Origin of the sequence: Streptomyces sp. JL2001 (assembly GCF_050917515.1) — a bacterium.
Classification (GTDB): Bacteria; Actinomycetota; Actinomycetes; order Streptomycetales; family Streptomycetaceae; genus Streptomyces.
On sequence record NZ_CP169421.1, the window covers coordinates 3,683,464 to 3,705,585 of the forward strand.

The following is a 22,122-nucleotide window of genomic DNA, read 5'->3' on the forward strand; positions in this document are numbered from 1 at the left end:
AGCCGCCCCTGGCGTCCTTTCGCCGCCGACGCCTCTACGCCATCCGCCCGTCATGCGTCTGTTCCCACAACAATCTCGCCATACGGAACTCCGCCCCTTAACGGTAGGGATGCGGCGAACTACGCTGTGTTTACGAATGCCGCACGCCTATGCCCGGCGTCGCGGCGGCCGTCTGGGTGGTCGAGGGGTGGCGTCATGTCCAGGGAGCAACGCGGGCCGAACGAAAAGCTCGGCACGGTTCTCGCCCTCGCGGGAATCAGCAACGCCGGCCTCGCCCGGCGCGTCAACGACCTCGGAGCGCAACGGGGCCTGACGCTCCGTTACGACAAGACGTCGGTGGCGCGGTGGGTGTCGAAGGGCATGGTGCCGCAGGGCGCCGCCCCGCACCTGATCGCGGCCGCCATCGGCCAGAAGCTGGGCCGGCCGGTCCCGCTGCACGAGATCGGGCTGGCGGACGCCGACCCGGCGCCCGAGGTCGGCCTCGCCTTCCCGCGTGACGTGGGCGAGGCGGTCCGTTCGGCCACCGAGCTGTACCGGCTGGATCTCGCCGGCCGGCGGGCCGGTGGTGGCGGGATCTGGCAGTCGCTGGCGGGTTCCTTCGCGGTCAGCGCGTACGCCACCCCCGCCTCCCGCTGGCTGATCACGCCCGCCGACTCCTCGGTGGAGCGCCTGGTGACCGGGCCGGGCGAGGAGCCCCTCGACGGGCCGGAGGCCGCGCTGCACGCGCGCGTCGGCCACAGCGACGTCGCCAAGCTCCGCGAGGCCGCCGAGGACGCGCGCCGCTGGGACTCCAAGTACGGCGGCGGCGACTGGCGTTCCTCCATGGTCCCGGAGTGCTTACGCGTCGACGCCGCGCCGCTGCTGCTCGGCTCGTACTCGGACGAGGTCGGCAGGGCGCTGTTCGGGGCGACCTCGGAGCTGACCCGGCTGGCCGGCTGGATGGCCTTCGACACCGGTCAGCAGGAGGCCGCACAGCGCTATTACATCCAGGCGCTGCGGCTGGCCCGCGCCGCCGCCGACGTGCCGCTGGGCGGGTACGTGCTCGCGTCGATGTCGCTGCAGGCCACCTACCGGGGCTTCGCCGACGAGGGCGTGGACCTGGCGCAGGCGGCCCTGGAACGCAACCGCGGTCTCGCCACCGCGCGCACCATGTCCTTCTTCCGGCTCGTCGAGGCGCGGGCGCACGCGAAGGCGGGCGACGCGGCCGCCTCGGGGGCCGCCCTGAAGGCGGCCGAGGGCTGGCTGGAGCGCGCGCGGGACGGCGACGCCGACCCGTCCTGGCTGGGCTTCTACTCGTACGACCGGTTCTGCGCCGACGCCGCCGAGTGCTACCGGGACCTGAAGCTGCCGCGCCAGGTGCGGCGCTTCACGGAGCAGGCGCTGTCCCGGCCGACGGAGGAGTACGTCCGCTCGCACGGGCTGCGGCTGGTGGTGTCGGCGGTCGCCGAGCTGGAGTCGGGCAATTTGGACGCGGCCTGCGCGGCGGGCACGCGCGCGGTGGAGGTGGCGGGCCGGATCTCGTCGGCGCGGACCACCGAGTACGTCCGGGACCTGCTGCACCGGCTGGAGCCGTACGGGGACGAGCCGCGGGTCATGGAGCTGCGGGAGCGGGCGCGCCCGCTGCTGATGGCACCGGCGTGAGCCGAAAGCATGACGTGACGCGTGTCCCAACGGGTTTAACCGGATTGTCAGTGGGTCAGTGCACTATCGGGGTGGGAGGTGGTGCAGGTGTCCGTTCGTGATGTCGACTGCGATGTGCTCGTGATCGGCGGTGGGATCGTCGGGCTGTCGACGGCGTACGCCCTGACCCGCGCCGCCCCCGGCACGCGCGTCACGGTCCTGGAGAAGGAGCACGGCCCCGCACGCCATCAGACCGGCCGGAACAGCGGAGTGATCCACAGCGGGATCTACTACCGTCCCGGCTCGCTGAAGGCGCGGTTCGCGGTGGCGGGCGCCGCCGAGATGGTCAAGTTCTGCGCGGAGTACGGCCTGCCCCACGAGGTGACGGGCAAGCTCATCGTGGCCACCGGGCGGGACGAGCTGCCCCGGCTGCACGCGCTCGTGCAGCGCGGCCGGGAGAACGGCATTCCGGTGCGGGAGCTGGGGCCCTCGCAGATCAGCGAGTACGAGCCGCGGGTGCGCGGCCTGGCCGCGATCCATGTCGGCTCCACCGGGATCTGCGACTACGGCGCGGTGGCGGCGCAGCTCGCCGAGTCCTCCGGGGCGCGGATCCTGTACGGCTCCGAGGTGACGGCGGTCGACCGGCGGCCGTGGGGGGTCGCGGTCCGCACGGCGGCGGGCCGGGTGGTGCGCGGACGGGTCATGGTGAACTGCGCCGGTCTGCACTGCGACCGGGTGGCACGGCTGGCGGGCGACGACCCGGAGATGCGGATCGTCCCGTTCCGCGGGGAGTACTTCGAGCTGACGGACGCCTCGCTGGTCCGCGGGCTGGTGTACCCCGTCCCGGACCCGGCGTTCCCCTTCCTCGGGGTGCATCTGACGCGGGGCATCGACGGCGGCGTGCACGTGGGCCCGAACGCGGTGCCGGCGCTCGCGCGGGAGGGATACGACTGGTCGGTCGTCCGGCCCGGCGAGCTGGCGGAGACGCTGGCCTGGCCCGGGTCCTGGCAGATCGCCCGGGAGCACTGGCGGTACGGGGCGGGCGAGCTGCGCCGGTCGCTGTCGAAGCGGGCCTTCACGGAGGCGGTGCGGCGGCTGCTGCCGGTCGTGGAGGAGTCCGGGCTGCGCCGCACGGCGGCGGGCGTGCGCGCCCAGGCGGTGCTGCGGGACGGCACCCTGGTCGACGACTTCCTGATCCGCGAGGCGCCCCGCACGGTGCACGTCCTGAACGCGCCGTCTCCGGCCGCGACGGCGAGCCTGCCGATCGGACGCGAGGTGGCCCGCCGGGCGCTGGCCCAGCTGGACTGACCGGGATCCGGTGCGGCCGGAGCCCCGGGGCCGCCGCACGAGCCCGGGACCCCCGGTCACGGCCACCGCACGAGCCTGCAGCCCCACGGCCACCCCACGGCGCCCCGTCCCGCGTGGGGCACGCTCCCCGGACGAGCCCCGGGCCACCTGCCGGACACGCCGTAGAATCGAGGCATTGTGTCTGAGTCTCGTGAAGCCACCGCGCACCCCACCGTCGAAGCCGCCTCGCCCGTCGAGCCCGTCGTCGCCCGGCGGGGCAGCCGGATGTTCGCCGCCGGGGAAGGCCCCCTGCCCGACCCCGCCGGATCGCACCACGAGCGGCGCATCCGCAGCTTCCAGCCACGCCGCAGCCGCGTCACCGCGGGCCAGGCGGAGGCGATGCTCAAGCGCTGGCCCGACTGGGGCCTCGACATCGACGGCCGGCGGATCCTCGACCTGCGCGAGATGTTCGGCGGGCTGCCCGTGGTCCTGGAGATCGGTTTCGGCATGGGCGAGGCCACCGCGCGGATGGCCGCCGCCGACCCCGGCACCGGCATCCTCGCCGTGGACGTCCACACCCCCGGGCAGGGCAACCTCCTCGGCCTCGCCGACCGGGGCGGGCTGGAGAACGTCCGGGTCGCCAACGGCGACGCGATCATCCTGCTCCGCGAGATGCTGACCGCCGACGCCCTCGACGGCTGCCGCGTCTACTTCCCGGACCCCTGGCCCAAGAAGCGCCACCACAAGCGCCGGCTGATCCAGCCGGAGTTCCTCACGCTGCTCGCGACCCGGATGAAGCCCGGCGCCGTACTGCACTGCGCCACGGACTGGGAGCCGTACGCCGAGCAGATGCTGGAGGTCCTCTCGGTGCACCCGGACTTCGCGAACACCGCCGGCGACGGCGGCTACTCCCCCCGCCCCGCGTTCCGCCCGCTCACCCGCTTCGAGGGCCAGGGCCTCGACAAGGGACACGTCGTGCACGACCTCCTCTTCCAGAGGGTCTAGGGAACGTCCCGTCGATCGTGCCGGGCTCCCGGCGTCTCTGATCCCGGCCTCATGATCCCGGCCTCGTCGACAAGACCCCCTGGAACTCCCTCGCGGGCTGTCACTCCCGCTGGTTAGGGTCGTACGGTGTCGAACCCCGTAGCCGTACCCGTGCCCGCCCGGGACACCGAGGAGCCCGCGTTCCCCGCCGTCCCGGACCGCGCCCACTGGCGTTACCGGCCCCGCCGGGCCTTCTGGCGCAGCAAGGTGGTCAGGGCCGTCACGGTGATCACCCTGCTCGCGCTCTGCGCCCTGGTGATCCTCGCGATGGTGCGGGAGGAGACGGGAACCGAGGGGTTCCTGGTGGGGCTGGGCCTGGCCGTCCTGCCCGTCCCGCTGCTGCTGGCCGCGTTCCGCTGGCTCGACCGCGCCGAACCCGGCCCGTGGAAGAACCTGATCTTCGCCTTCGCCTGGGGCGCGTTCGCCGCGGCGCTCATCGCACTCACGGCCAACACGTTCGCGGTCCGCTGGATCGCGACCTCCACCGCCGACCGGGCCTCCGCGGACGCCCTCGGTGCCACCGTCGTCGCCCCGGTCGTCGAGGAGAGCGCCAAGGCCGCCGCGATCCTGCTGATCTTCCTGCTGCGCCGCCGGGACTTCACCGGCCTGGTCGACGGGGTGGTCGTCGCCGGGTTCACCGCCACCGGCTTCGCCTTCACCGAGAACATCCTCTACCTCGGCCGCGCCTTCGGCGAGGACCAGGAGATCGGCACGTCCGGCCTCGGCTCGATGACCGCCGGGACCTTCTTCGTGCGGGTCGTGATGTCGCCGTTCGCGCATCCGCTGTTCACGGTGCTCACCGGCCTGGGCTTCGGGTTCGCCGCGCTCGTCGCACGGCGCAAGCGCGTCCGGCGGATCCTGCTGCCGGTGGCCGGCCTCGTCCTCGCCATGGGGATGCACGCGCTGTGGAACGGCTCGGCCGTCTACGCGGCCTGGGGGTTCCTCGTGGTCTACGGCATGTTCATGGTGCCCGCCTTCGGGCTGCTGACCTGGCTGGCGATATGGAGCCGGCAGCGGGAGCTGCGCACGATATCCGGCCAGCTCCCGGCGTACGCGGCGGCCGGCTGGCTCTCCCCGTCCGAGCCGCTCGCCCTCTCCTCGATGCGGGCCCGCTCGATGGCCCGCTCCTTCGCCGCCCGGACGTACGGCCGGCCGGCCGCGCAGGCGGTCGGGGAGTACGAGGCCTTCGCGACCACGCTCGCGTTCCTGCGCCACCGCGCCCAGCGCGGTGACGCGGACCCCGACTTCACGGCGCGCGAGCAGGAACTGCTCCACCACCTCTGGCAGCGCAGGGCCGTCGCCTCGCCCGCGCTGACCTACGCGGCGCGGGCGACCGGCCGGGTCTGGTCGCCGCCCCAGTACCTGGACTACGGCGGCTACAACCCGTACCGCAGCTGAGGAAACCGTCCCGTCGGATCCATCCCGGTCTCCCGGGCAGGACCTGAGGCGCCGGCCCCCGACCCGGCCGACGCCCCCGATGCCCCGACCCGCGGGGCGAACGCTCAGGCGGAGGCCGCGTCCAGCGCCGCCAGCTCCGCCTCGTCGAGCACCAGGTCCGCGACCGCTACCAGGGCCGGCAGCTGCTCGACCGTACGCGCCGAGGCGATCGGCGCCGCGACGGTCGGCCGGGCCGCGAGCCAGGCCAGCGCCACCGTGGCGGGCTCGGCCCCGTGCGCGCGGGCCACGGCGTCGAGCGTGTCGAGCACCGTGCGGCCCCGCTCGGTCTCCAGATGCCGGCCCGCCCCCGCGGCCCGGGCGCTGTCGACCGCGGTCCCGTGCCGGTACTTGCCGGTCAGGAAGCCCGACGCCAGCGCGAAGTACGGCACGGCCGCGAGTCCGGCCCGCTCGACGGTGTCCAGGAGCTCGCCCTCGTAGGTGTCGCGGGAGACCAGGTTGTAGTGCGGCTGGAGCGCGACGTAGCGGGTGAGTCCCTCCGCCTCGGCGAAGTCGAGGGAGGCCCGCAGCCGCGCCGGGGAGATGTTCGACGCGGCGACGGCACGGACCTTGCCGTCCTTCACCAGCTGGTCGAGCGCGGTGACGATCTCCTCGACGGGCACGGACTCGTCGTCGAAGTGCGTGTAGTACAGGTCGATGTGGTCGGTGCCGAGCCGGCGCAGGGACTCCTCGGCCGCCGCCTTGATCGTGACGGGCGCGAGTCCCTTGTACGAGGGGTGGGCGCCGACCTTGGTGGCGACGACTATCTCGTCGCGGTTGCCGCGCGACGCCAGCCACCTGCCGACGATCGTCTCGGACTCGCCGCCCTGGTTGCCCTCGGCCCAGGCGGAGTAGGAGTCGGCGGTGTCGACGAAGTTGCCGCCGGCGGCGGCGTAGGTGTCCAGGACGGCGAAGGACTGCGCCTCGTCGGCGGTCCATCCGAAGACGTTGCCGCCGAGCGCGAGCGGGAAGACGTGCAGGTCGGAGGAGCCCAGCGGGCGAAGAGAGGTCATGGGTCGGTGAACGACCTGCGGCGGGGCCGCTATTCCGGCGGTCCTGGCGCGGGGTTCGTCGCCAGGGCCGCCGCGGCCGGGGAGGTTCCCGGGAGGATCAGACCGACAGGCCCTTGCTCGCCAGCCAGGCCGCCGGGTCGACGCCGTCGCCGCCCGGGGTGTGGACCTCCAGGTGCAGGTGCGGGCCGGTGACGTTGCCGGTGGCGCCCACGCGGCCGATGGTGTCGCCGGTGCCGACCGACTGGCCCACGCTGACGGTCATCGAGGACAGGTGGCAGTACCAGACCTCGGTGCCGTCCGACAGCTCCAGGACGATGCGGTAGCCGTACGAGCCCGACCAACCGGCCGACTTGACCGTGGCGCCGTGCACCGCCTTGACCGGGGTGCCCGTGGGGGCCGCGAAGTCCAGGCCGGTGTGGTAGCCGGAGGACCACATCGAGCCGGACTCGCCGTAGGTCGAGGTGAGCGTGTACGAGGACGTGGGCAGCGCGTAGCTGGCGGCGAGCTTGGCCAGGCGCTCGGCCTCGGCCTTCGCCGCGGCCTCCGCCTCGGCCTTCTTCTTCGCCTCGGCCGCCGCCTTCTCGGCCGCGTCCGCCTGGGCCGCGGCCTCCGCGGCGGCCTTCTCGGTCGCCGCCTTCTCCGTCGCGGCCTTCTCGGCGGCGTCGGCGGAGGCCTGCTGCTGCTCGGCCTGCTGGAGGATGCGGGCGCGCAGCGCCTCGCCGGCGTCGCCGCCCTCCGTCTTGCGGTCGGCGCCGTCGACGGGCGCGCCGACGGAGGCCGTGAGCGCGTGCAGGTCGTTGCCGGAGCCCGCGGTCGTGTTCCGGTCCTCGTCGCCGGAGATCAGCGCGCCGACGCCGGGCAGGTCCTCGGCGTCCGGCAGGTCGAGGTCGGGCAGGGCTATGGAGACCGGCGGCTTCTCCTGCGCGGTGGCCAGGCCACCCGCGCCGACGGCCGCGATGACACCGACGCCGAGGACGGTGGAGGAACGGGCGAAGCCCGAGCGCTGCTTGACGACCCGGTGGCGGCCACCGGCCCGGCTCTGCTGGCGGAGGGTCTCCTCGGTGGGGTTCCACTCGCCCGCCGCGCCGTCGGGGTCGGTCCCGGCGGCACCCGAGGCACCGAACGCATGGAAGGGGGCTTCGGGGGCAGGGGTGTTGGACGCCACGGAGGCGTACTCCTTTCCTTCCTTGCCGCCTACCGGGTTAGCTGACGGGTTCGGAGCAGGAAGGTCTCCTACGGGCGCCCTCGCACAGGTGCGAGAGTGTCCGATTCACCCCAAGTGGTGGTTCCCCGGTTCCCTTTCGGGATTCGGCGCGTGCGCACGGTGCCGTCTCTTGCGACGACTGGGACGACCGCGCTGCGTTATCGAACGTTAATAGACACGGGGGTCCGATTCCAAGCTGTTCCCCTTGATCGTTCAAGAGATTGATGCACTACAGGGCGATTTGACCGCCGCTCAGGAGTCATCCGTTCGAGACTCCTTATCTGACGTTGCATCAATTGTTATCGCAGCGGTACCTCGCGACTACGCATGGTCACCCCGCCGGCTCTCAGGACCGGGATGGACGCCTCAGGGCACCACCCGCATCGTCCGGCGGCGCTCCGGCTGGCCCTGCACCGGGCGGCCCACGGCCAGCAGCGCCATGTCGTCCGTCGATCCGCCGCCCGTGTACCGGCGGACGTCGTCGACCAGCGCGTCCAGCAGTTCCTCCGGACCGGGGAAGATCCGCCCGGCCAGACGGCCGCCCGGCTCGTAGAAGGCGCCCGCCGCGTCGCGCGCCTCGGACAGGCCGTCGGTGTAGAAGAGCAGCGTCGAGCCCGGAGGGTAGGGGGTCTCGTCGGCCCGGTCCGGCCAGGCGGCCAGCTCGCCCATGCCGAGCGGCAGCGCGGCCTGGCTCGGCTCCAGATGCTCCACCGCCCCGTCCTGGAGCAGCAGCAGCGGCTCGGGGTGGCCACGGTTCACGACTCGAACGAGACCGTCACCGCGGGGGATCTCGGCCAGCACGGCGGTGGTGAAGCCCTCGAAGGCGTCCAGGTCGTCCCGGCGGGTCCCCTCCCGGGTCAGCGCCCGCTCGAGTCTCTGCGCCACGCCCTCCAGGGTCGCCTCCTGCTCGGCCGCCTCGCGGAACGCGCCGATCACGACGGCGACGGCCTCGACCGCCTCCAGCCCCTTGCCCCGCACGTCGCCGACGACGAGCCGCACCCCGTAGGGGGTGTCCTGGACCGCGAAGAGGTCGCCGCCGATGAACGCGTCCGCCTGCGCGGCCTCGTAGCGGGCGGCGATCTGCAGCCCGCCGATCCGCTCGACCGGCGTGGGCAGCACCGCCTTCTGGGCGGTCTCGGCGATCACCCGGGCGGAGGCCAGCTGCCGGCCGCTGCGCTGGACCACGCGGTTGATCACCATGGCCAGCGCGGAGACGGTGATGACCGTGAGGGTCTCGGTGGCCGAGGGCGGCTCCGTGGTGGTGCCGTTGTAGATGTGCAGCCCGACGCACGCCAGCACGGCCGCGATGCCGGTCAGCAGGGTCGTCAGCTTCGAGAAGAAGGGTGCCGCGATGAGCGGCGCGGCCGAGAACATCGGCGCCGCGGTGTACGCCGACGGGGTCGCCAGGTCGAAGACGATGCCGCCGAGGATGACGAGCGGGGGAAGGGCCCGGACGAAGCGGCGGGTCCGCTCACCGCGCGGGCGTGGGGGCCTCCTCGTGCCGTCACCCGCCGATCGCTGCCCCACCTGTGCTCTCCTGCCCGGTCCCTGCACGGCGACGGACCGTACCGCGCCCTCCCCAGCCTGGAGGCCGCCGCACGGTGCGGCGACCCCCGATGCTCCGATCGGAGGAGCGCCGGCCTGAGAGCGACCCTCCGCCTTGCGGTGCACCGCATCCGACGCCGTGCGCCGGCCCACCGCGGATCACGGGACAGCCCTTAGAGGTTCCGCTCCGCGTAGATCTCCATCGCGTCCCGGACCAGGAGCGCCGTGCCCTCACCGTGCTTGTCGTAGTTGGCGGTGAAGCGCGGGTCGTCGACGTACATCCGGCCGAGGCCGATCACGTAGTCCTTCGACGGCGTCGTGGTGGCCGACAGCCACCGGACCTGCCGGTGGGCGATCGCCTGCACCTCGTCGCTGCCGGCCGCGAGTCCGTCCCGCGCCGCCTGCCCGAAGTCGCGCGCGATGCCGGCCTGCTCGTCCGTGAACGCCTGCTTCTGCTCGGCGCTGAGCGAGCGCCACCAGCGGTCGCCCTTCTCGTACGCCTCGCGTCCCCAGCGCTCGGTGACCTCCGCCTCGTACCGCGTGTGGTCGAATCCGTCGAACACTTCTTCAGCCATGAGCTCTTCTCCGTTCTCGGTCTTGTGGAGAGTGGTCCGGACGGCTTCGATCTGCCGTCCGATGCGCTCCCGCTCCTGTTCGAGCAGGACGAGATGGGTGCGCAGGGCGGCGGACGAATCCCGCTGCCCCCGCAGGACCTCGGCGATGGCGGGCAGGGACAGCCCCAGCTCGCGCAGCAGCAGGATGCGCTGCAACCGCACGAGCGCCGCCTGGTCGTAGTACCGGTAACCGTTGGCGCCGATCCGGCTGGGCTCCAGCAGTCCGCGTTCTCCGTAGTGCCGGAGGGTGCGGCTGGTGGTCCCGGCCTTCCTGGCGATCTCTTGGATCGACCACTCCATGCCCGAAACGCTAAATCTTGACGTTGCGTAAAGGTCAAGCGCGCGGAAGGGGGATCCGGGCGGGACCGGAAGACGGGGGCGTGGGAGGGCAGCACGACGAAGGCCCGGATCCGTGAGGATCCGGGCCTTCGTTTGCTACTGAGTAGCGGGGACAGGATTTGAACCTGCGACCTCTGGGTTATGAGCCCAGCGAGCTACCGAGCTGCTCCACCCCGCGTCGGTGAATATGACCTTACGGCATGGGCGTCGGATACGGAAATCCGTTTCCTCAGCAGCCGCAGTCCTCGGCGTCGACCGGTGCGGTCAGCGGGTCCGCGTCCTTCGTCGCGGGGCCTTCCCACGTCTCGTACGCAAAGCCCTCGCGCACCCAGTACTCGAATCCGCCGAGCATCTCCTTCACCTGGTAGCCGAGTTCGGCGAGGGCCAGCGCGGCGCGGGTGGCGCCGTTGCAGCCCGGGCCCCAGCAGTAGGTGACGACCGGCACCGCCTTGTCGAGGAGCTGCTCGGCCTGCTCGGCGATGAGCGCGGTCGGCAGGTGGATCGCACCGGGGACGTGCCCCTGGTCCCAGGAGGCGGTGGAGCGCGAGTCGAGCACCACGAAGCCGGGGTCGCCGCCGGCCGCGAGGACGGAGGCGACGTCCGAGACGTCGGCGTGGAAGGCGAGGCTGGCGGAGAAGTAGGCGGCCGCCGCGGCGGGAGCGGCCGGCGGGGTGCGAAGTACGGCGTTGACCTGCGCTGTTGTCGTCATGCGGGAAAATCTACGACCCGAGATCACCCCGCTGAAGTGGCGAATCCCGGAGCCGTTGGCGATCGGCCGGGGATTCCCGGGCGTTCGGCGCACGAGGGCGGGGATCTCACGGAGCGGACGGACGGGGGACCGGTCGGCTGTCACACACGGCGGGCCTCATCCGAGGAGATCGCTCGCGGACGGCCGGCCGGGGCCGCTCATGGCCCGCACGGTCGACGGCGACCGGATCGTGGAGATCCACATCCTGGCGGATCCGGCCCGGCCGGCGGCGTTCTCCCTCGGGTGTCCGACCCCCGGCACCGCGGCGGGAGCGCCCTCCGCCTGATTCCGCCCCAACCGGCCGCGCGGCCGTGCCCCCTGACGGCGGGACGGCTCACCGGGGTGGCGGCCGGGACGACGAAGCGCCCCGCCCGGTCGGAACCGGGCGGGGCGCTTCGTGGTGGAGACGAGGCCGTGACCTCGCTCCCCTTCAGGTAGGCCGTGTGGGACTCGAACCCACAACCAACGGATTAAAAGTCCGCTGCTCTGCCAATTGAGCTAACGGCCCTCGGCGCAAGGGCACCCCCGCAGCATAGCCGGATCATGCCCCGCAGCCGATCGGGTATCCGTCATGGCGGATCCCGGGCGGGTCTCGCCCGCCCCGCCGGGGGCGTGGGGCCCGGTCGGGGCCCCGTCGGGCGGCCGGGAGGGGCGGTCGGCGAAAGGACCCGGCGCGGCGAGAGAACGTCACCTCGCCGCCGGCGCCCCGGCGGACCGGGGACACGCAGCGCCCCGCACGCCCCCTGGGGGTGTCGCGGTCGGCGCCCCTCCGGCTCAGGAACGCCCGAAGGCCCGTCCCCCACCGGTCGGGTGGGGGACGGGCCTTCGGGGCCGTTCAGAGGCTCGCGGCCGAACGGCCGCGGCTCAGTCAGCCGTTGCGCTTCCAGCGGGGCTTCTCGTCGCGGCGGCCGAAGGAGCCGCCGGTGTTCGAGCCGGTGCCGCGGTGGTCGCCGCCACGGTGGTCGTCACGACGGCCGTACGGGCGGTCGCCGCCCGAGCGGAAGCCGCCGGAGGGGCGGTCGTCACGACGGTCGCGGTTGAACGGACGGTCGCTGCCGCGGTGGCCGCCGGCCGGACGGTCGTCGCGGCGGAAGCCGCCGCGGTCGCCGCGGTCGTCACGGTTGAAGCCGCCCGAGGGACGGTCGTCACGGTTGAAACCGCCGGAGGGACGGTCGTTGTCCCGGCGGAAGCCACCGGACGGACGGTCGTTGTCCCGGCGGAAGCCGCCCGAGGGACGGTCGTCACGACGCTCGAAGGAACGGCCACCGCGGTCGTCACGACGGTCGTCGCGGCGGAAGCCGCCGCGGTCACCGCGGTCGTCACGGTTGAAACCGCCCGAGGGACGGTCGTCCCGACGGAAGCCACCGGACGGACGGTCGTTGTCCCGGCGGAAGCCACCGGAGGGACGGTCGTCACGACGGAAACCGCCGGACGGACGGTCGTTGTCCCGACGGAAGCCGCCCGAGGGACGGTCGTCACGACGCTCGAAGGGACGGCCACCGCGGTCGTCACGACGGTCGTTGCGGCGCTCGAAGTTGCCGCGCTCGTCGCGGAACGACGGACGCTCCTCACGGCGCTGCTGCTCCTCGCGGCGCTCCGCCTGGGCGGCGGCCTGCGCGGCCTCGGCGATCTCGGCCTCGGCGGCCTCGGTCACCTCGGCGACGGCGGCCTCCGGGTCCTCGCCCCGCTCGCGCGCGGAACGGGCGACCAGACGGTCGGCCTCCTCGCGGAGCTCGACGGCGCGGCGCTGCAGACGCTCCAGCTGCTTGGTGAGGTCGGCGACCTCACGCTCGGCCTGCTTGGCGGCGTTGTTCGCGGAGTCGGCCTGGACCTCGGTCAGCGAACGCGCACCGGTGATCTCGGCGACCTCCGGCTCGAACGCGCCGGCGCCCTGGACGATGTGGCGCGAGGCGTCGACGCCCGCGTCCTCCATCAGGCGGAAGATCTGGCGGCGCTGGTGCGGCAGCGCGAGGGAGACCACGACACCGGACTTGCCGGCGCGGGCGGTACGGCCCGAGCGGTGCAGGTAGTCCTTGTGGTCACCGGCCGGGTCCACGTTGAGGACCAGGTCGATGCCGTCGACGTGGATGCCGCGGGCGGCGACGTCGGTGGCGACCAGCGCGTTGACGTAGCCGTCCTTGAAGTCGGCCAGCACGCGGGTACGGGCGCCCTGCGTCATGCCGCCGTGCAGCGCGTCCGCCTTCACGCCGGACTCGACGAGCTGCTCGGCGATGCGGTCGGCACCCAGCTGGGTGCGGACGAAGATGATGGTGCGGCCCTTGCGGGCGGCGATGGCGGCGGTGACCGGCGCCTTGTCCTTCGGCTTCACGACGAGGACGTGGTGGCTCATGGTCGAGACGTTGCCCTGGGCGCTGTCGACCTCGTGGCTGACCGGGTCGACCAGGTAGCGCTTGACCAGCGTGGAGATCTCGTTCTCCATCGTGGCCGAGAACAGCATCCGCTGGCCTCCGGCCGGGACCTGGTCGAGCAGCTCGGTGACCTCGGGCAGGAAGCCCAGGTCGGACATCTGGTCGGCCTCGTCGAGGACGGCGGCCTCGATGTTCTCCAGGGAGCAGGCGCCGCGGTTGATGATGTCGCGGAGGCGGCCCGGGGTGGCGACGAGGATGTCGACGCCGCGCTCCAGGGCGTAGATCTGGTTGCCCATGGACGTACCGCCGCAGACGACCTTGATCTTCAGGCCGAGCACGTCGCCGTACGGCTGGAGGGCGTCCGCGACCTGCATCGCGAGCTCGCGGGTCGGGGTGAGGATGACCGCGCGGGGCTTCTTCTTCTCGGTGTGGCCGCCGGCCAGGCGGGCCAGCGTCGGCAGACCGAAGGAGAGGGTCTTGCCGGAGCCGGTGCGGCCGCGGCCGAGGATGTCCTTGCCGGCCAGGGCGTCCGGGATGGTCGCCGCCTGGATCGGGAAGGGGGTGGTGACGCCGTTCTGCGCGAGCTTGCGCACGACGCCCTCGGGCAGGCCGAGGTCGGCGAAGGTGATCGTGGGCTCCGAGGTCTCGTCGGCCTCGGCGGCCTGGTCGGCAAGCTCGGTGTCGACGGTCACGGAAGCCTCGACGGCCTCGACGATCTCGTCGTTCTCGGGCATGACGGCGTGGTCAGAACTGAAAATGGACATGCGAAATGCGAAACCTTCCGGAGTCTCGGCACGCGCCCGTCAACTCCGTGAATTACGCAAATCGACCGCCTCAATGCGGTCCAGCCACGGCTAGGGAGAGTACGCGCCACACGGCGCTCTTCTGTTTCGGCGCCGGGCAATGGGATCAAACGATCTATAACCATACGCACCCTCCCCACCACAATGCAAATCCGACTGGGTCACACGGGTCCGACCTGCGGTGATGCCTCCGGCTCCACCGCTACACCGGGCCCGTCGGCGGCCTTCATGGCACCCATGTGCGTGTCGGCGCCGGGGGTCACGGAGGGCGGAACGGTCGGCTCGACGGTGGGCTCCGGACTCGGCGTCGGCTCGACCGTCGGTTCGGGCGTCGGCTCCGGCGATCCCGTGGGCGTCGCCGGCCCCCCGCCCGGCGCACTCGGCCCACCGGCACCACCAGCCGCACCCGCCCCACCCGGCACACCGGGTTCGGGCAGGGGCTTGACCCCGCCACCGGCGCCGGCCGTCGCCGCGGCCGGCGGCTTGCCCGAGGCCGAGGGAGACGCGCTCGCCACCGGCGAGCGGCCGCCCTCGCCGTCCGCGTCCGGCCCGCCGCGCCCGGACGTGTCGCGTCCGTTCCCGCCGCTCCGGCCCGACACCCCGATGCCGCCGTCCGACTCGGCCGCCACCTCCTGCTTGCCCGCGGACGTGCCGGGCGCCGGCTTGGCACCCTCGTCCCCGACACTCATACAACCGCTCAGGCCGGCGCAGGCGGCGACCGCCAGCGCGGCGGCGGCCCATCTCACAGCAGGGGTGGGCAAAGGGCGCACGGGGGCACCTCCAGGACACAAAGGGCAGGACGCAAGGCGTGTTTCGCTGCCCAACTCCCTCAGTACCGCGAGGGACACGCCCACCGCTCGGCCGGTACGCCGCCGTTACCGCGCCGGCACCGCTCCGGGACGTCCCTGACGGCGGCTCCGGCACGTACCGGGATCCGCCGGCCGCGCCCCGGATCCGTCAGCCGTAACCCAGCGCGTGCAGGCGCGCGTCGTCGATGCCGAAGTGGTGGGCGATCTCGTGGACCACCGTGATCTCGGTCTCCGCGACCGCGTCGTCCCGCGACTCGCACATGCGCAGCGTCGGCCCCCGGTAGATCGTGATCCGGTCCGGCAGCACCCCCGCGTACCACTCGCCGCGGTCCGTCAGCGGAGTCCCCTCGTACAGCCCGAGCAACTCGGGGTCGTCCGCGGAGGGCTCGTCCTCCACGAACACCGCGACGTTGTCCATCAACCGCGTCAGCTCCGGCGGAATCCGGTCCAGCGCCTCGGCCACAAGCTCCTCGAACTCCTCGCGCGTCATCTCCAGCACCCGCCCATTGTCCCCCCGGAGCAAACCGTTTTGGCGATAGCGGGCGGGATCCCATATGCTTCTCACGTCCCCGAGGCGCTGCGAAGCGCCCAGGTGGGCCCTTAGCCCTCATCGTCTAGTGGCCCAGGACGCCGCCCTTTCAAGGCGGTAGCACGGGTTCGAATCCCGTTGGGGGCACGCAACAACGTGTGCGAGACTAGTGCTCGCACATTGCATGGTCCTGTGGAGCAGTTGGTTAGCTCGCCACCCTGTCAAGGTGGAGGTCGCGGGTTCAAGTCCCGTCAGGATCGCTGAGCCTCTTCGGAGTCTCGTGGCTGGGTAGCTCAGTTGGTACGAGCGATCGCCTGAAAAGCGATAGGTCGCCGGTTCGACCCCGGCCCCAGCCACAGTGCAGAAGGCCCCCGTCCGATGGACGGGGGCCTTCTTCGTGTCCGCGTGCGCCCGGGCGCACGGCGGTGGGGGCGCCTCACCCGAACGCCCCACCGCCGTCCCGTCAGACCTCCTCGCGGCGCTCCCGGCTCCCGGTGGCGCGCCAGCCCCGCACCGCGAGGACGACCGCCACCAGCGCCACCGCCCCGATGAGCAGCGCCCAGTCCGGGACCAGGCCGCTCACCGACGCCACCCGGGTCTCCACGGCGAACGACTCGTCCACCGTCAGCAGGCCCGGCAGTGCCGTCGTGCCGTCGAAGACCAGGAAGACCGTCCCCAGGACGACGAAGAAGAGTCCCGAGAGCAGCGAGGTGCTGTGCAGCTCGAAGCGGCCCACCCGGAGGGGGCGGCCCCGCAGCCAGCGCCGCCGGCCCAGCTCGTAGCGCTCCCAGAACAGCGCCAGCAGGAAGAGCGGGACGGCCATCCCGAGCGCGTAGACCGCCAGGAGCAGCCCTCCGTACGCGGGGCTGCCGCTCAGCGCGGCCACCGTCAGGACGCTCCCGAGGATCGGACCCGCGCAGAATCCGGCGAGGCCGTAGACCAGCCCGAGCGCGTAGACGGAGACCGCGGTCGTGGGACGGATCCGGCCGCCGGCCTCGGCGATCCGGCGGGAGGCGAAGCCCAGACCGAGGACCTGGAGCACCCCGAGCAGGATGATCAGCCAGCCGCCGAGGGCCACGAGCAGATCCCGGTGGCCGTAGAACAGCCGCCCGGCGAACGAACCGGCCGCGCCGAGGGGCACGAGGGTGGTGGCCAGGCCCGCGTAGAAGATGCCGGTGCGGGCCAGGAGCCGGCTCGTCGAGTCGATCGAGTACGCGAAGAAGGCCGGGAGCAGCAGCGCGCTGCACGGGCTGAGCAGGGCGAGGAGGCCGCCGAGGAGAGCGGCCAGATAGCCGATGTCGGAGTTCATCGGCCGGGCGTCGCCGTCGCCGAGGGCTTCGCCGCGGCTGCCTTCGCGGCCGCGTCGATGGCCTCCGTGAAGGCCTCCGCGGGCTGCGCGCCCGCGATGGGCCGGCCGTTGACCAGGAACGACGGCGTCGAGGTCGCCCCCAGCGAGTAGCCCTGCTCCTGGTCCTTGCTCACCGCCTCGCGGGCCGCGGCACCGTCCGAGTCCCGGGCGAAGCGCGCCGGGTCGGCGATCCCGGCCTCTCGCGCCAGGGCGGCCAGCCGGTCCTTGCCGAAGCCCTTCTCCTTGGCGCCCTCGGCGTAGGCCGCCCGGTGGAACTCCCAGAACCGGCCCTGCTGCCCGGCCGCCCACGCGGCCCGGGCGGCCGCCTCGGACTCCTCGCCGAAGATCGGGAAGTTGCGCCACTCGATGCGCAGGGTGCCCTTCTCCACGTACTTCCGCACCAGGGCGGGCTCGGTCTCCCGGGCGAACTGCGCGCAGTAGCCGCACTTGAAGTCGGCGTACTCGATCAGGACGACGGGCGCGTCCGGCCGGCCGAGTGCGAGCCCGTCGGCGGCGTCGCGGCGGGCGTAGGCCTCCAGCTCGGGATAGACACCGTTCGCCGGGTCGGCCGAGACCTCGGCGGCGGACGCCGCGGAGTCGGCGGACCGGCCCCCGGAGGGCTTGGTCGCGGTGTAGGAGACGACTCCGAGCAGGGCGGCGGCGACCGCCACCCCCGCGACGATCGCGATCGGCCTGGACTTCGAGGCGGGCGTGGCCGTGGAGGAAGGGGACGGGGACATGCGGAAACACTCCTGGACGTGGAGGAAGGGGAGGGCGACGGTGGGCGGCCCGCCTCTACACGCGCAGGATCGACAGCTCCACGGGGGACGGCGGGACGAGTTCCGGCGGCTCCGGGCCGGGCGGCAGGTCGCGCACGACCTGGTCCGCGCCCCAGCCGCCGGCCGCGCGCGCCCCGGCGAGCAGGGACAGCAGCTCTCCGAGGCCGGCCGGACGCGGGGGTGCGGCCGGCCGGGCGGCGCCGTCGACGGCGTGCCGCTCGCCGCAGCCGGGGGACGCGCCGCCCCCGGCCGTCGCGACCGGAGCGTCCGTGACCGCGGCGGAAGGCGCCCCGGGCGTCGACGCGGCCGGCCCCGCGGCCTCCGCGGGCGCGGCGGCCGCCGGGGCGGTGACCGCCGCCGCCGGCCCGGCGCCGCACGCCAGGGCCCCCAGCACCAGGCCCACGAGCGCGGCGAGCGCCGCGAGCGCGCGGGCGGTGCGGGACATGGGGAGAACCTCTCGGGTGGACGTGCCCGAGATATTACGGGCCGCCCGCAGCGCGCCCCGGGTAAATCGGTTCGCCGGTTCTCGGCACGGGGTGCGATCCTGGGTTCCGTATGTCTACTTCCTTCGCCGCCCTCCAGTCCGTCCTGGCCGAGGTCTCGCTGCGGGACGCACACCGGCTCGGCCGCCGCCTCGAGGGCGCCCGCCGCATCCGCAAGCCCGAGGCCCGCGCGGCCGTTCTGGACGAGATCGCCACCGAGGCCGGCCTGGCCAAGGAGCGCGCCGACGGGCGTGCCGCCCGCGTACCCGCGGTCACGTACCCCGAGCAGCTGCCCGTCTCCCAGAAGAAGGACACGATCCTGGAGGCGATACGCGACCACCAGGTCGTGATCGTCGCCGGTGAGACCGGCTCCGGCAAGACGACGCAGATCCCCAAGATCTGTCTGGAACTGGGCCGCGGCGTGCGGGGCATGATCGGCCACACCCAGCCGCGCCGGATCGCCGCCCGCACCGTCGCGGAGCGCGTCGCGGAGGAACTGAGGACGCCGCTGGGCGAGGCGGTCGGCTGGAAGGTCCGCTTCACCGACCAGGTGAACCCCGACGCGACCTTCGTGAAGCTGATGACGGACGGCATCCTGCTCGCCGAGATCCAGACGGACCGCGAGCTGCGCGCCTACGACACGATCATCATCGACGAGGCCCACGAGCGGTCCCTCAACATCGACTTCCTGCTCGGCTACCTCGCCCAGCTGCTGCCCAAGCGCCCCGACCTCAAGGTCGTCATCACCTCCGCGACCATCGACCCCGAGCGCTTCTCCCGCCACTTCGGCGACGCGCCGATCGTGGAGGTCTCCGGCCGTACCTACCCGGTCGAGGTGCGCTACCGCCCCCTCCTGGAGGAGGAGGGCGACGAGGCGGACCGCGACCAGATCACCGCGATCTGCGACGCCGTGGACGAGCTCCAGTCCGAGGGCCCCGGCGACGTCCTGGTCTTCCTCTCCGGCGAGCGCGAGATCCGCGACACCGCGGACGCCCTGCTGAAGAAGCAGCTCCGCAACACCGAGGTGCTCCCTCTCTACGCCCGGCTGAGCCACGCCGAGCAGCACCGGGTCTTCCAGGCCCACACCGGCCGCCGGATCGTCCTCGCCACCAACGTGGCCGAGACCTCGCTGACCGTGCCCGGCATCAAGTACGTGATCGATCCCGGCATGGCCCGCATCTCCCGGTACTCCCACCGCACCAAGGTGCAGCGGCTGCCGATCGAGCCGATCTCCCAGGCGAGCGCCAACCAGCGCAAGGGCCGCTGCGGCCGGACGTCGGACGGCATCTGCATCCGGCTCTACTCCGAGGACGACTTCCTCACCCGTCCGGAGTTCACGGACGCCGAGATCCTCCGGACGAACCTCGCCTCCGTCATCCTCCAGATGACCGCGGCCGGCCTCGGCGAGATCGAGAAGTTCCCGTTCATCGATCCGCCGGACCACCGCAACATCCGGGACGGCGTACAGCTCCTGCAGGAGCTCGGCGCGCTCGACCCGACCGAGAAGGACCCGCGGAAGCGGCTGACCCAGCAGGGCCGCAAGCTGTCCCAGCTGCCCGTCGACCCGCGGCTCGCCCGGATGGTCCTGGAGGCCGACCGCAACGGCTGCGTCCGCGAGGTCATGGTGATCGCGGCCGCCCTGTCCATCCAGGACCCGCGCGAGCGGCCCTCCGACAAGCAGGCGCAGGCCGACCAGCAGCACGCCCGCTTCAAGGACGAGACGAGCGACTTCCTCGCGCTCCTCAACCTCTGGCGCTACGTCCGCGAACAGCAGAAGGAGCGCGGCTCCTCGTCGTTCCGCCGGATGTGCAAGCAGGAGTACCTCAACTTCCTGCGGATCCGCGAGTGGCAGGACATCTACGCGCAGCTGCGGACGGTCGCCAAGCAGATGGGCCTCCACCTGGAGGACGCCTCGGCGGACTTCTCCGCCCCGGAGCAGTCCGTGCACGTCTCGCTGCTCGCCGGCCTGCTCTCGCACATCGGCATGAAGGACGTGAAGACGTCCGGGAGCGACGGCGGCAAGCCCTCCGGGGGCGAAGGCGGCCGGTATCCGGCGAAGAGCGAGTACCTCGGCGCCCGCAACGCCAAGTTCGCGGTCTTCCCGGGATCGGCGCTGTTCCGCAAGCCGCCGCGGTTCATCATGTCGGCCGAGCTGGTGGAGACCTCGCGGCTGTGGGCCCGGGTCAACGCCAGGATCGAGCCGGAGTGGATCGAGCCGCTGGCCCAGCACCTGGTCAAGAAGACGTACAGCGAGCCGCACTGGGAGAAGGACCAGGCGGCCGTCATGGCGATCGAGAAGGTCACGCTGTACGGCGTGCCGATCGTGACCGACCGCAAGGTCAACTACGGCCGGATCGATCCCGAGGTCTCCCGCGACCTGTTCATCCGCAACGCCCTGGTCGAGGGCGACTGGCGCACGCACCACAAGTTCTTCGCGGACAACCGCAAGCTCCTCACCGAGGTCGAGGAGCTGGAGCACCGTGCCCGGCGCCGGGACATCCTGGTCGACGACGAGACGCTCTTCGACTTCTACGACAAGCGGGTCCCCGAACACGTCGTGTCGGGAGCCCACTTCGACTCCTGGTGGAAGCACAAGCGCCGTGAGGAACCGGAGTTCCTCGACTTCGAGCGCGAGATGCTCATCAACGAGAAGGCCGGCGCGGTCACCAAGGACGACTATCCGGACTCGTGGCGGCAGGGGCCGCTGAAGTTCCGGGTGACGTACCAGTTCGAGCCGGGCACGGACGCGGACGGCGTGACCGTCCACATCCCGGTCCACGTGCTCAACCAGGTCACCGACGAGGGCTTCGACTGGCAGATCCCCGGTCTGCGGGAGGACGTGGTCACCGAGCTGATCCGCTCCCTGCCGAAGCCGATCCGCCGGCACTACGTCCCGGCGCCGAACTACGCGTCCCGTTTCCTGGACTCCACCGTGCCGCGACAGGAGCCGCTGCCCTTCACGCTGGCGCGTGAGCTCCAGCGGATGGTGGGCGTCCCGGTGACGGCGGAGGACTTCGACCTCGCGCGGGTCCCCGACCACCTCAAGATCACCTTCCGGATCGTCGACGAGCGGCGCCGCAGGCTCGCCGAGGGCAAGGACCTGGAGGCGCTCAAGCTCCAGCTGCGTCCCAAGGCCCGGCAGGCCCTCTCGCAGGCCGCCGCGGCCGCCACGGCGGGTCCCGGCGGCTCCGGGCAGTCCCTGGAGCGCACGGGACTCACGGACTGGACGATCGGCACGCTCACCAAGGTCTTCGAGACCCGGCGGGCCGGCCAGCCGGTCAAGGCCTACCCGGCGCTGGTGGACGCCGGCGACACCGTCTCCGTACGCCTCTTCGACACGGAGGCCGAGCAGGCGGCGGCGATGTGGCGGGGCACCCGGAAGCTGATCCTGCTGAACATCCCGGTGAACCCGGCGAAGTTCGCCTCGGACAAGCTCACCAACCAGCAGAAGCTGGCGCTCTCCCGCAACCCGCACGGTTCGATCCAGGCGCTCTTCGACGACTGCGCGACCGCCGCGGCCGACAAGCTGATCGCGGACCACGGCGGGCCGGTCTGGGACGAGGAGTCCTTCCGCAAGCTGTACGACAAGGTCCGCGCGGACCTCGTCGACACGACGGTCCGGACGGTGGGGCAGGTCCAGCAGATCCTGGCCGCCTGGCAGGCCTGCGAGCGGCGCCTGAAGGGCACGAACAGCCTGGCGCTCGTCGCGAACCTCGGCGACGTGCGCGAGCAGCTGGCCCGGCTGATGCCGGCCGGCTTCGTCACCCTGACGGGCCTGCGGCGGCTGGCCGACCTGATGCGCTATCTGGTGGCGGTGGACCGGCGGCTGCAGCAGATGCCGACCGGGGTCCAGCGGGACACCACGCGCATGGAGAAGGTCCACGAGATGCAGGACGAGTACGCCTGGCTGCTCGAACAGCTCCCGCCGGGCCGTCCGGTGCCGAAGGAGGTCACCGACATCCGCTGGATGATCGAGGAGCTCCGGGTCAGCTACTTCGCCCACGCGCTGGGCACGGCGTACCCGGTCTCGGACAAGCGGATCGTCAAGGCCATCGACGCGGCGGCGCCCTAGAGGATGTCCGGGCGGAGGCCCCCGGACAGCCGTGTCGAGGACCTCGCCGACGGTGAGTTCGACCCGGCGTCTGACCTGCTGTA

17 protein-coding genes, 5 tRNA genes and 1 riboswitch are annotated in these 22,122 nt (G+C 72.6%); of the genes, 9 read left to right on the plus strand and 13 right to left on the minus strand.

The genetic code is table 11. The features are described 5' to 3' along the window. Window positions 1–195 precede the first annotated feature (195 nt). The 4 genes from ACE1OA_RS16300 (at window position 196) to ACE1OA_RS16315 (ending at window position 5,349) form a co-directional block, all read left to right on the plus strand. A complete protein-coding gene (locus tag ACE1OA_RS16300; RefSeq protein WP_356601143.1) occupies window positions 196–1,641 on the plus strand; it encodes an MFS transporter in 1,446 nt (481 codons plus the stop codon). An 87-nt stretch (window positions 1,642–1,728) separates the two neighbouring features. Beyond that, window positions 1,729–2,928 (plus strand): L-2-hydroxyglutarate oxidase, encoded by a 1,200-nt coding sequence (gene lhgO, locus ACE1OA_RS16305; protein ID WP_356601144.1) that lies wholly within the window; start codon window positions 1,729–1,731, stop codon window positions 2,926–2,928. Window positions 2,929–3,105: 177 nt separating this feature from the next. After that, window positions 3,106–3,912 carry a tRNA (guanosine(46)-N7)-methyltransferase TrmB gene (trmB, locus tag ACE1OA_RS16310; protein WP_432752961.1) on the plus strand — a complete coding sequence of 269 codons (807 nt, stop codon included), beginning with the start codon at window positions 3,106–3,108 and terminating at the stop codon, window positions 3,910–3,912. A gap of 126 nt (window positions 3,913–4,038) precedes the next feature. Further along, window positions 4,039–5,349 carry a PrsW family intramembrane metalloprotease gene (locus ACE1OA_RS16315; RefSeq protein ID WP_432752962.1) on the plus strand — a complete coding sequence of 437 codons (1,311 nt, stop codon included), beginning with the start codon at window positions 4,039–4,041 and terminating at the stop codon, window positions 5,347–5,349. Window positions 5,350–5,453: 104 nt separating this feature from the next. Here the strand turns inward: ACE1OA_RS16315 and ACE1OA_RS16320 are convergent, their stop codons facing one another. From ACE1OA_RS16320 to ACE1OA_RS16345, 6 genes are all read right to left on the minus strand, one after another. Further along, window positions 5,454–6,398, minus strand: coding sequence for an aldo/keto reductase (locus ACE1OA_RS16320; RefSeq protein WP_432752963.1), 945 nt, complete (start codon window positions 6,396–6,398; stop codon window positions 5,454–5,456). Between the two features lie 97 nt (window positions 6,399–6,495). After that, entirely contained in the window at window positions 6,496–7,563 is a 1,068-nt protein-coding gene (locus ACE1OA_RS16325; RefSeq protein ID WP_356601147.1) for a M23 family metallopeptidase, read from the minus strand. An 11-nt stretch (window positions 7,564–7,574) separates the two neighbouring features. Further along, a riboswitch (cyclic di-AMP (ydaO/yuaA leader) is annotated at window positions 7,575–7,722 on the minus strand. Between the two features lie 246 nt (window positions 7,723–7,968). Continuing rightward, a complete protein-coding gene (locus ACE1OA_RS16330; protein WP_356601148.1) occupies window positions 7,969–9,129 on the minus strand; it encodes a PP2C family protein-serine/threonine phosphatase in 1,161 nt (386 codons plus the stop codon). Window positions 9,130–9,320: 191 nt separating this feature from the next. After that, window positions 9,321–10,061 (minus strand): MerR family transcriptional regulator, encoded by a 741-nt coding sequence (locus ACE1OA_RS16335; protein ID WP_386544412.1) that lies wholly within the window; start codon window positions 10,059–10,061, stop codon window positions 9,321–9,323. Window positions 10,062–10,204: 143 nt separating this feature from the next. Then, window positions 10,205–10,278, minus strand: a tRNA-Met gene (locus ACE1OA_RS16340). Between the two features lie 51 nt (window positions 10,279–10,329). After that, window positions 10,330–10,809 (minus strand): rhodanese-like domain-containing protein, encoded by a 480-nt coding sequence (locus tag ACE1OA_RS16345; RefSeq protein ID WP_384875076.1) that lies wholly within the window; start codon window positions 10,807–10,809, stop codon window positions 10,330–10,332. Between the two features lie 199 nt (window positions 10,810–11,008). Between ACE1OA_RS16345 and ACE1OA_RS16350 the strand changes: the two genes are divergently transcribed. After that, window positions 11,009–11,134 (plus strand): hypothetical protein, encoded by a 126-nt coding sequence (locus ACE1OA_RS16350; protein WP_356601151.1) that lies wholly within the window; start codon window positions 11,009–11,011, stop codon window positions 11,132–11,134. Window positions 11,135–11,283: 149 nt separating this feature from the next. Here the strand turns inward: ACE1OA_RS16350 and ACE1OA_RS16355 are convergent. The 4 genes from ACE1OA_RS16355 to ACE1OA_RS16370 all read right to left on the minus strand — a co-directional run bounded on the left by ACE1OA_RS16355 (window position 11,284) and on the right by ACE1OA_RS16370 (window position 15,328). Then, a tRNA-Lys gene (locus tag ACE1OA_RS16355) sits at window positions 11,284–11,356 on the minus strand. Between the two features lie 360 nt (window positions 11,357–11,716). Beyond that, on the minus strand, window positions 11,717–13,981 hold the full coding sequence (locus tag ACE1OA_RS16360) for a DEAD/DEAH box helicase (RefSeq protein ID WP_356601152.1): 2,265 nt from the start codon (window positions 13,979–13,981) through the stop codon (window positions 11,717–11,719). Window positions 13,982–14,181: 200 nt separating this feature from the next. Beyond that, complete coding sequence (locus ACE1OA_RS16365) at window positions 14,182–14,790, minus strand: hypothetical protein (protein WP_432752964.1); 609 nt, start codon at window positions 14,788–14,790, stop codon at window positions 14,182–14,184. 187 nt (window positions 14,791–14,977) lie between these two features. Continuing rightward, a complete protein-coding gene (locus tag ACE1OA_RS16370) occupies window positions 14,978–15,328 on the minus strand; it encodes a metallopeptidase family protein (RefSeq protein ID WP_356601154.1) in 351 nt (116 codons plus the stop codon). A 104-nt stretch (window positions 15,329–15,432) separates the two neighbouring features. Here ACE1OA_RS16370 and ACE1OA_RS16375 point away from each other — a divergent pair. The 3 genes from ACE1OA_RS16375 (at window position 15,433) to ACE1OA_RS16385 (ending at window position 15,714) form a co-directional block, all read left to right on the plus strand. Further along, window positions 15,433–15,505, plus strand: a tRNA-Glu gene (locus ACE1OA_RS16375). A 39-nt stretch (window positions 15,506–15,544) separates the two neighbouring features. Beyond that, window positions 15,545–15,618, plus strand: a tRNA-Asp gene (locus tag ACE1OA_RS16380). Between the two features lie 22 nt (window positions 15,619–15,640). After that, window positions 15,641–15,714, plus strand: a tRNA-Phe gene (locus ACE1OA_RS16385). 107 nt (window positions 15,715–15,821) lie between these two features. Here the strand turns inward: ACE1OA_RS16385 and ACE1OA_RS16390 are convergent. Genes ACE1OA_RS16390 through ACE1OA_RS16400 form a run of 3 tightly spaced genes read right to left on the minus strand, consistent with a single transcriptional unit; the run spans window position 15,822 to window position 17,930 of the window. Further along, the gene (locus ACE1OA_RS16390; protein ID WP_432752965.1) at window positions 15,822–16,667 is read right to left on the minus strand and encodes a cytochrome c biogenesis CcdA family protein; all 846 of its coding nucleotides are present in this window, start codon (window positions 16,665–16,667) and stop codon (window positions 15,822–15,824) included. Further along, window positions 16,664–17,446: a DsbA family protein gene (locus ACE1OA_RS16395; RefSeq protein ID WP_356780616.1), complete on the minus strand. Its 783-nt coding sequence runs from the start codon at window positions 17,444–17,446 to the stop codon at window positions 16,664–16,666. The genes ACE1OA_RS16390 and ACE1OA_RS16395 overlap by 4 nt, the downstream gene beginning before the upstream one ends. A 55-nt stretch (window positions 17,447–17,501) precedes the next feature. Further along, complete coding sequence (locus ACE1OA_RS16400) at window positions 17,502–17,930, minus strand: hypothetical protein (RefSeq protein WP_356601157.1); 429 nt, start codon at window positions 17,928–17,930, stop codon at window positions 17,502–17,504. 110 nt (window positions 17,931–18,040) lie between these two features. On the opposite strand from ACE1OA_RS16400, the gene hrpA reads away from it, so the two are divergent. Beyond that, complete coding sequence (gene hrpA / locus ACE1OA_RS16405; protein WP_356601158.1) at window positions 18,041–22,039, plus strand: ATP-dependent RNA helicase HrpA; 3,999 nt, start codon at window positions 18,041–18,043, stop codon at window positions 22,037–22,039. Window positions 22,040–22,122 lie beyond the last annotated feature (83 nt).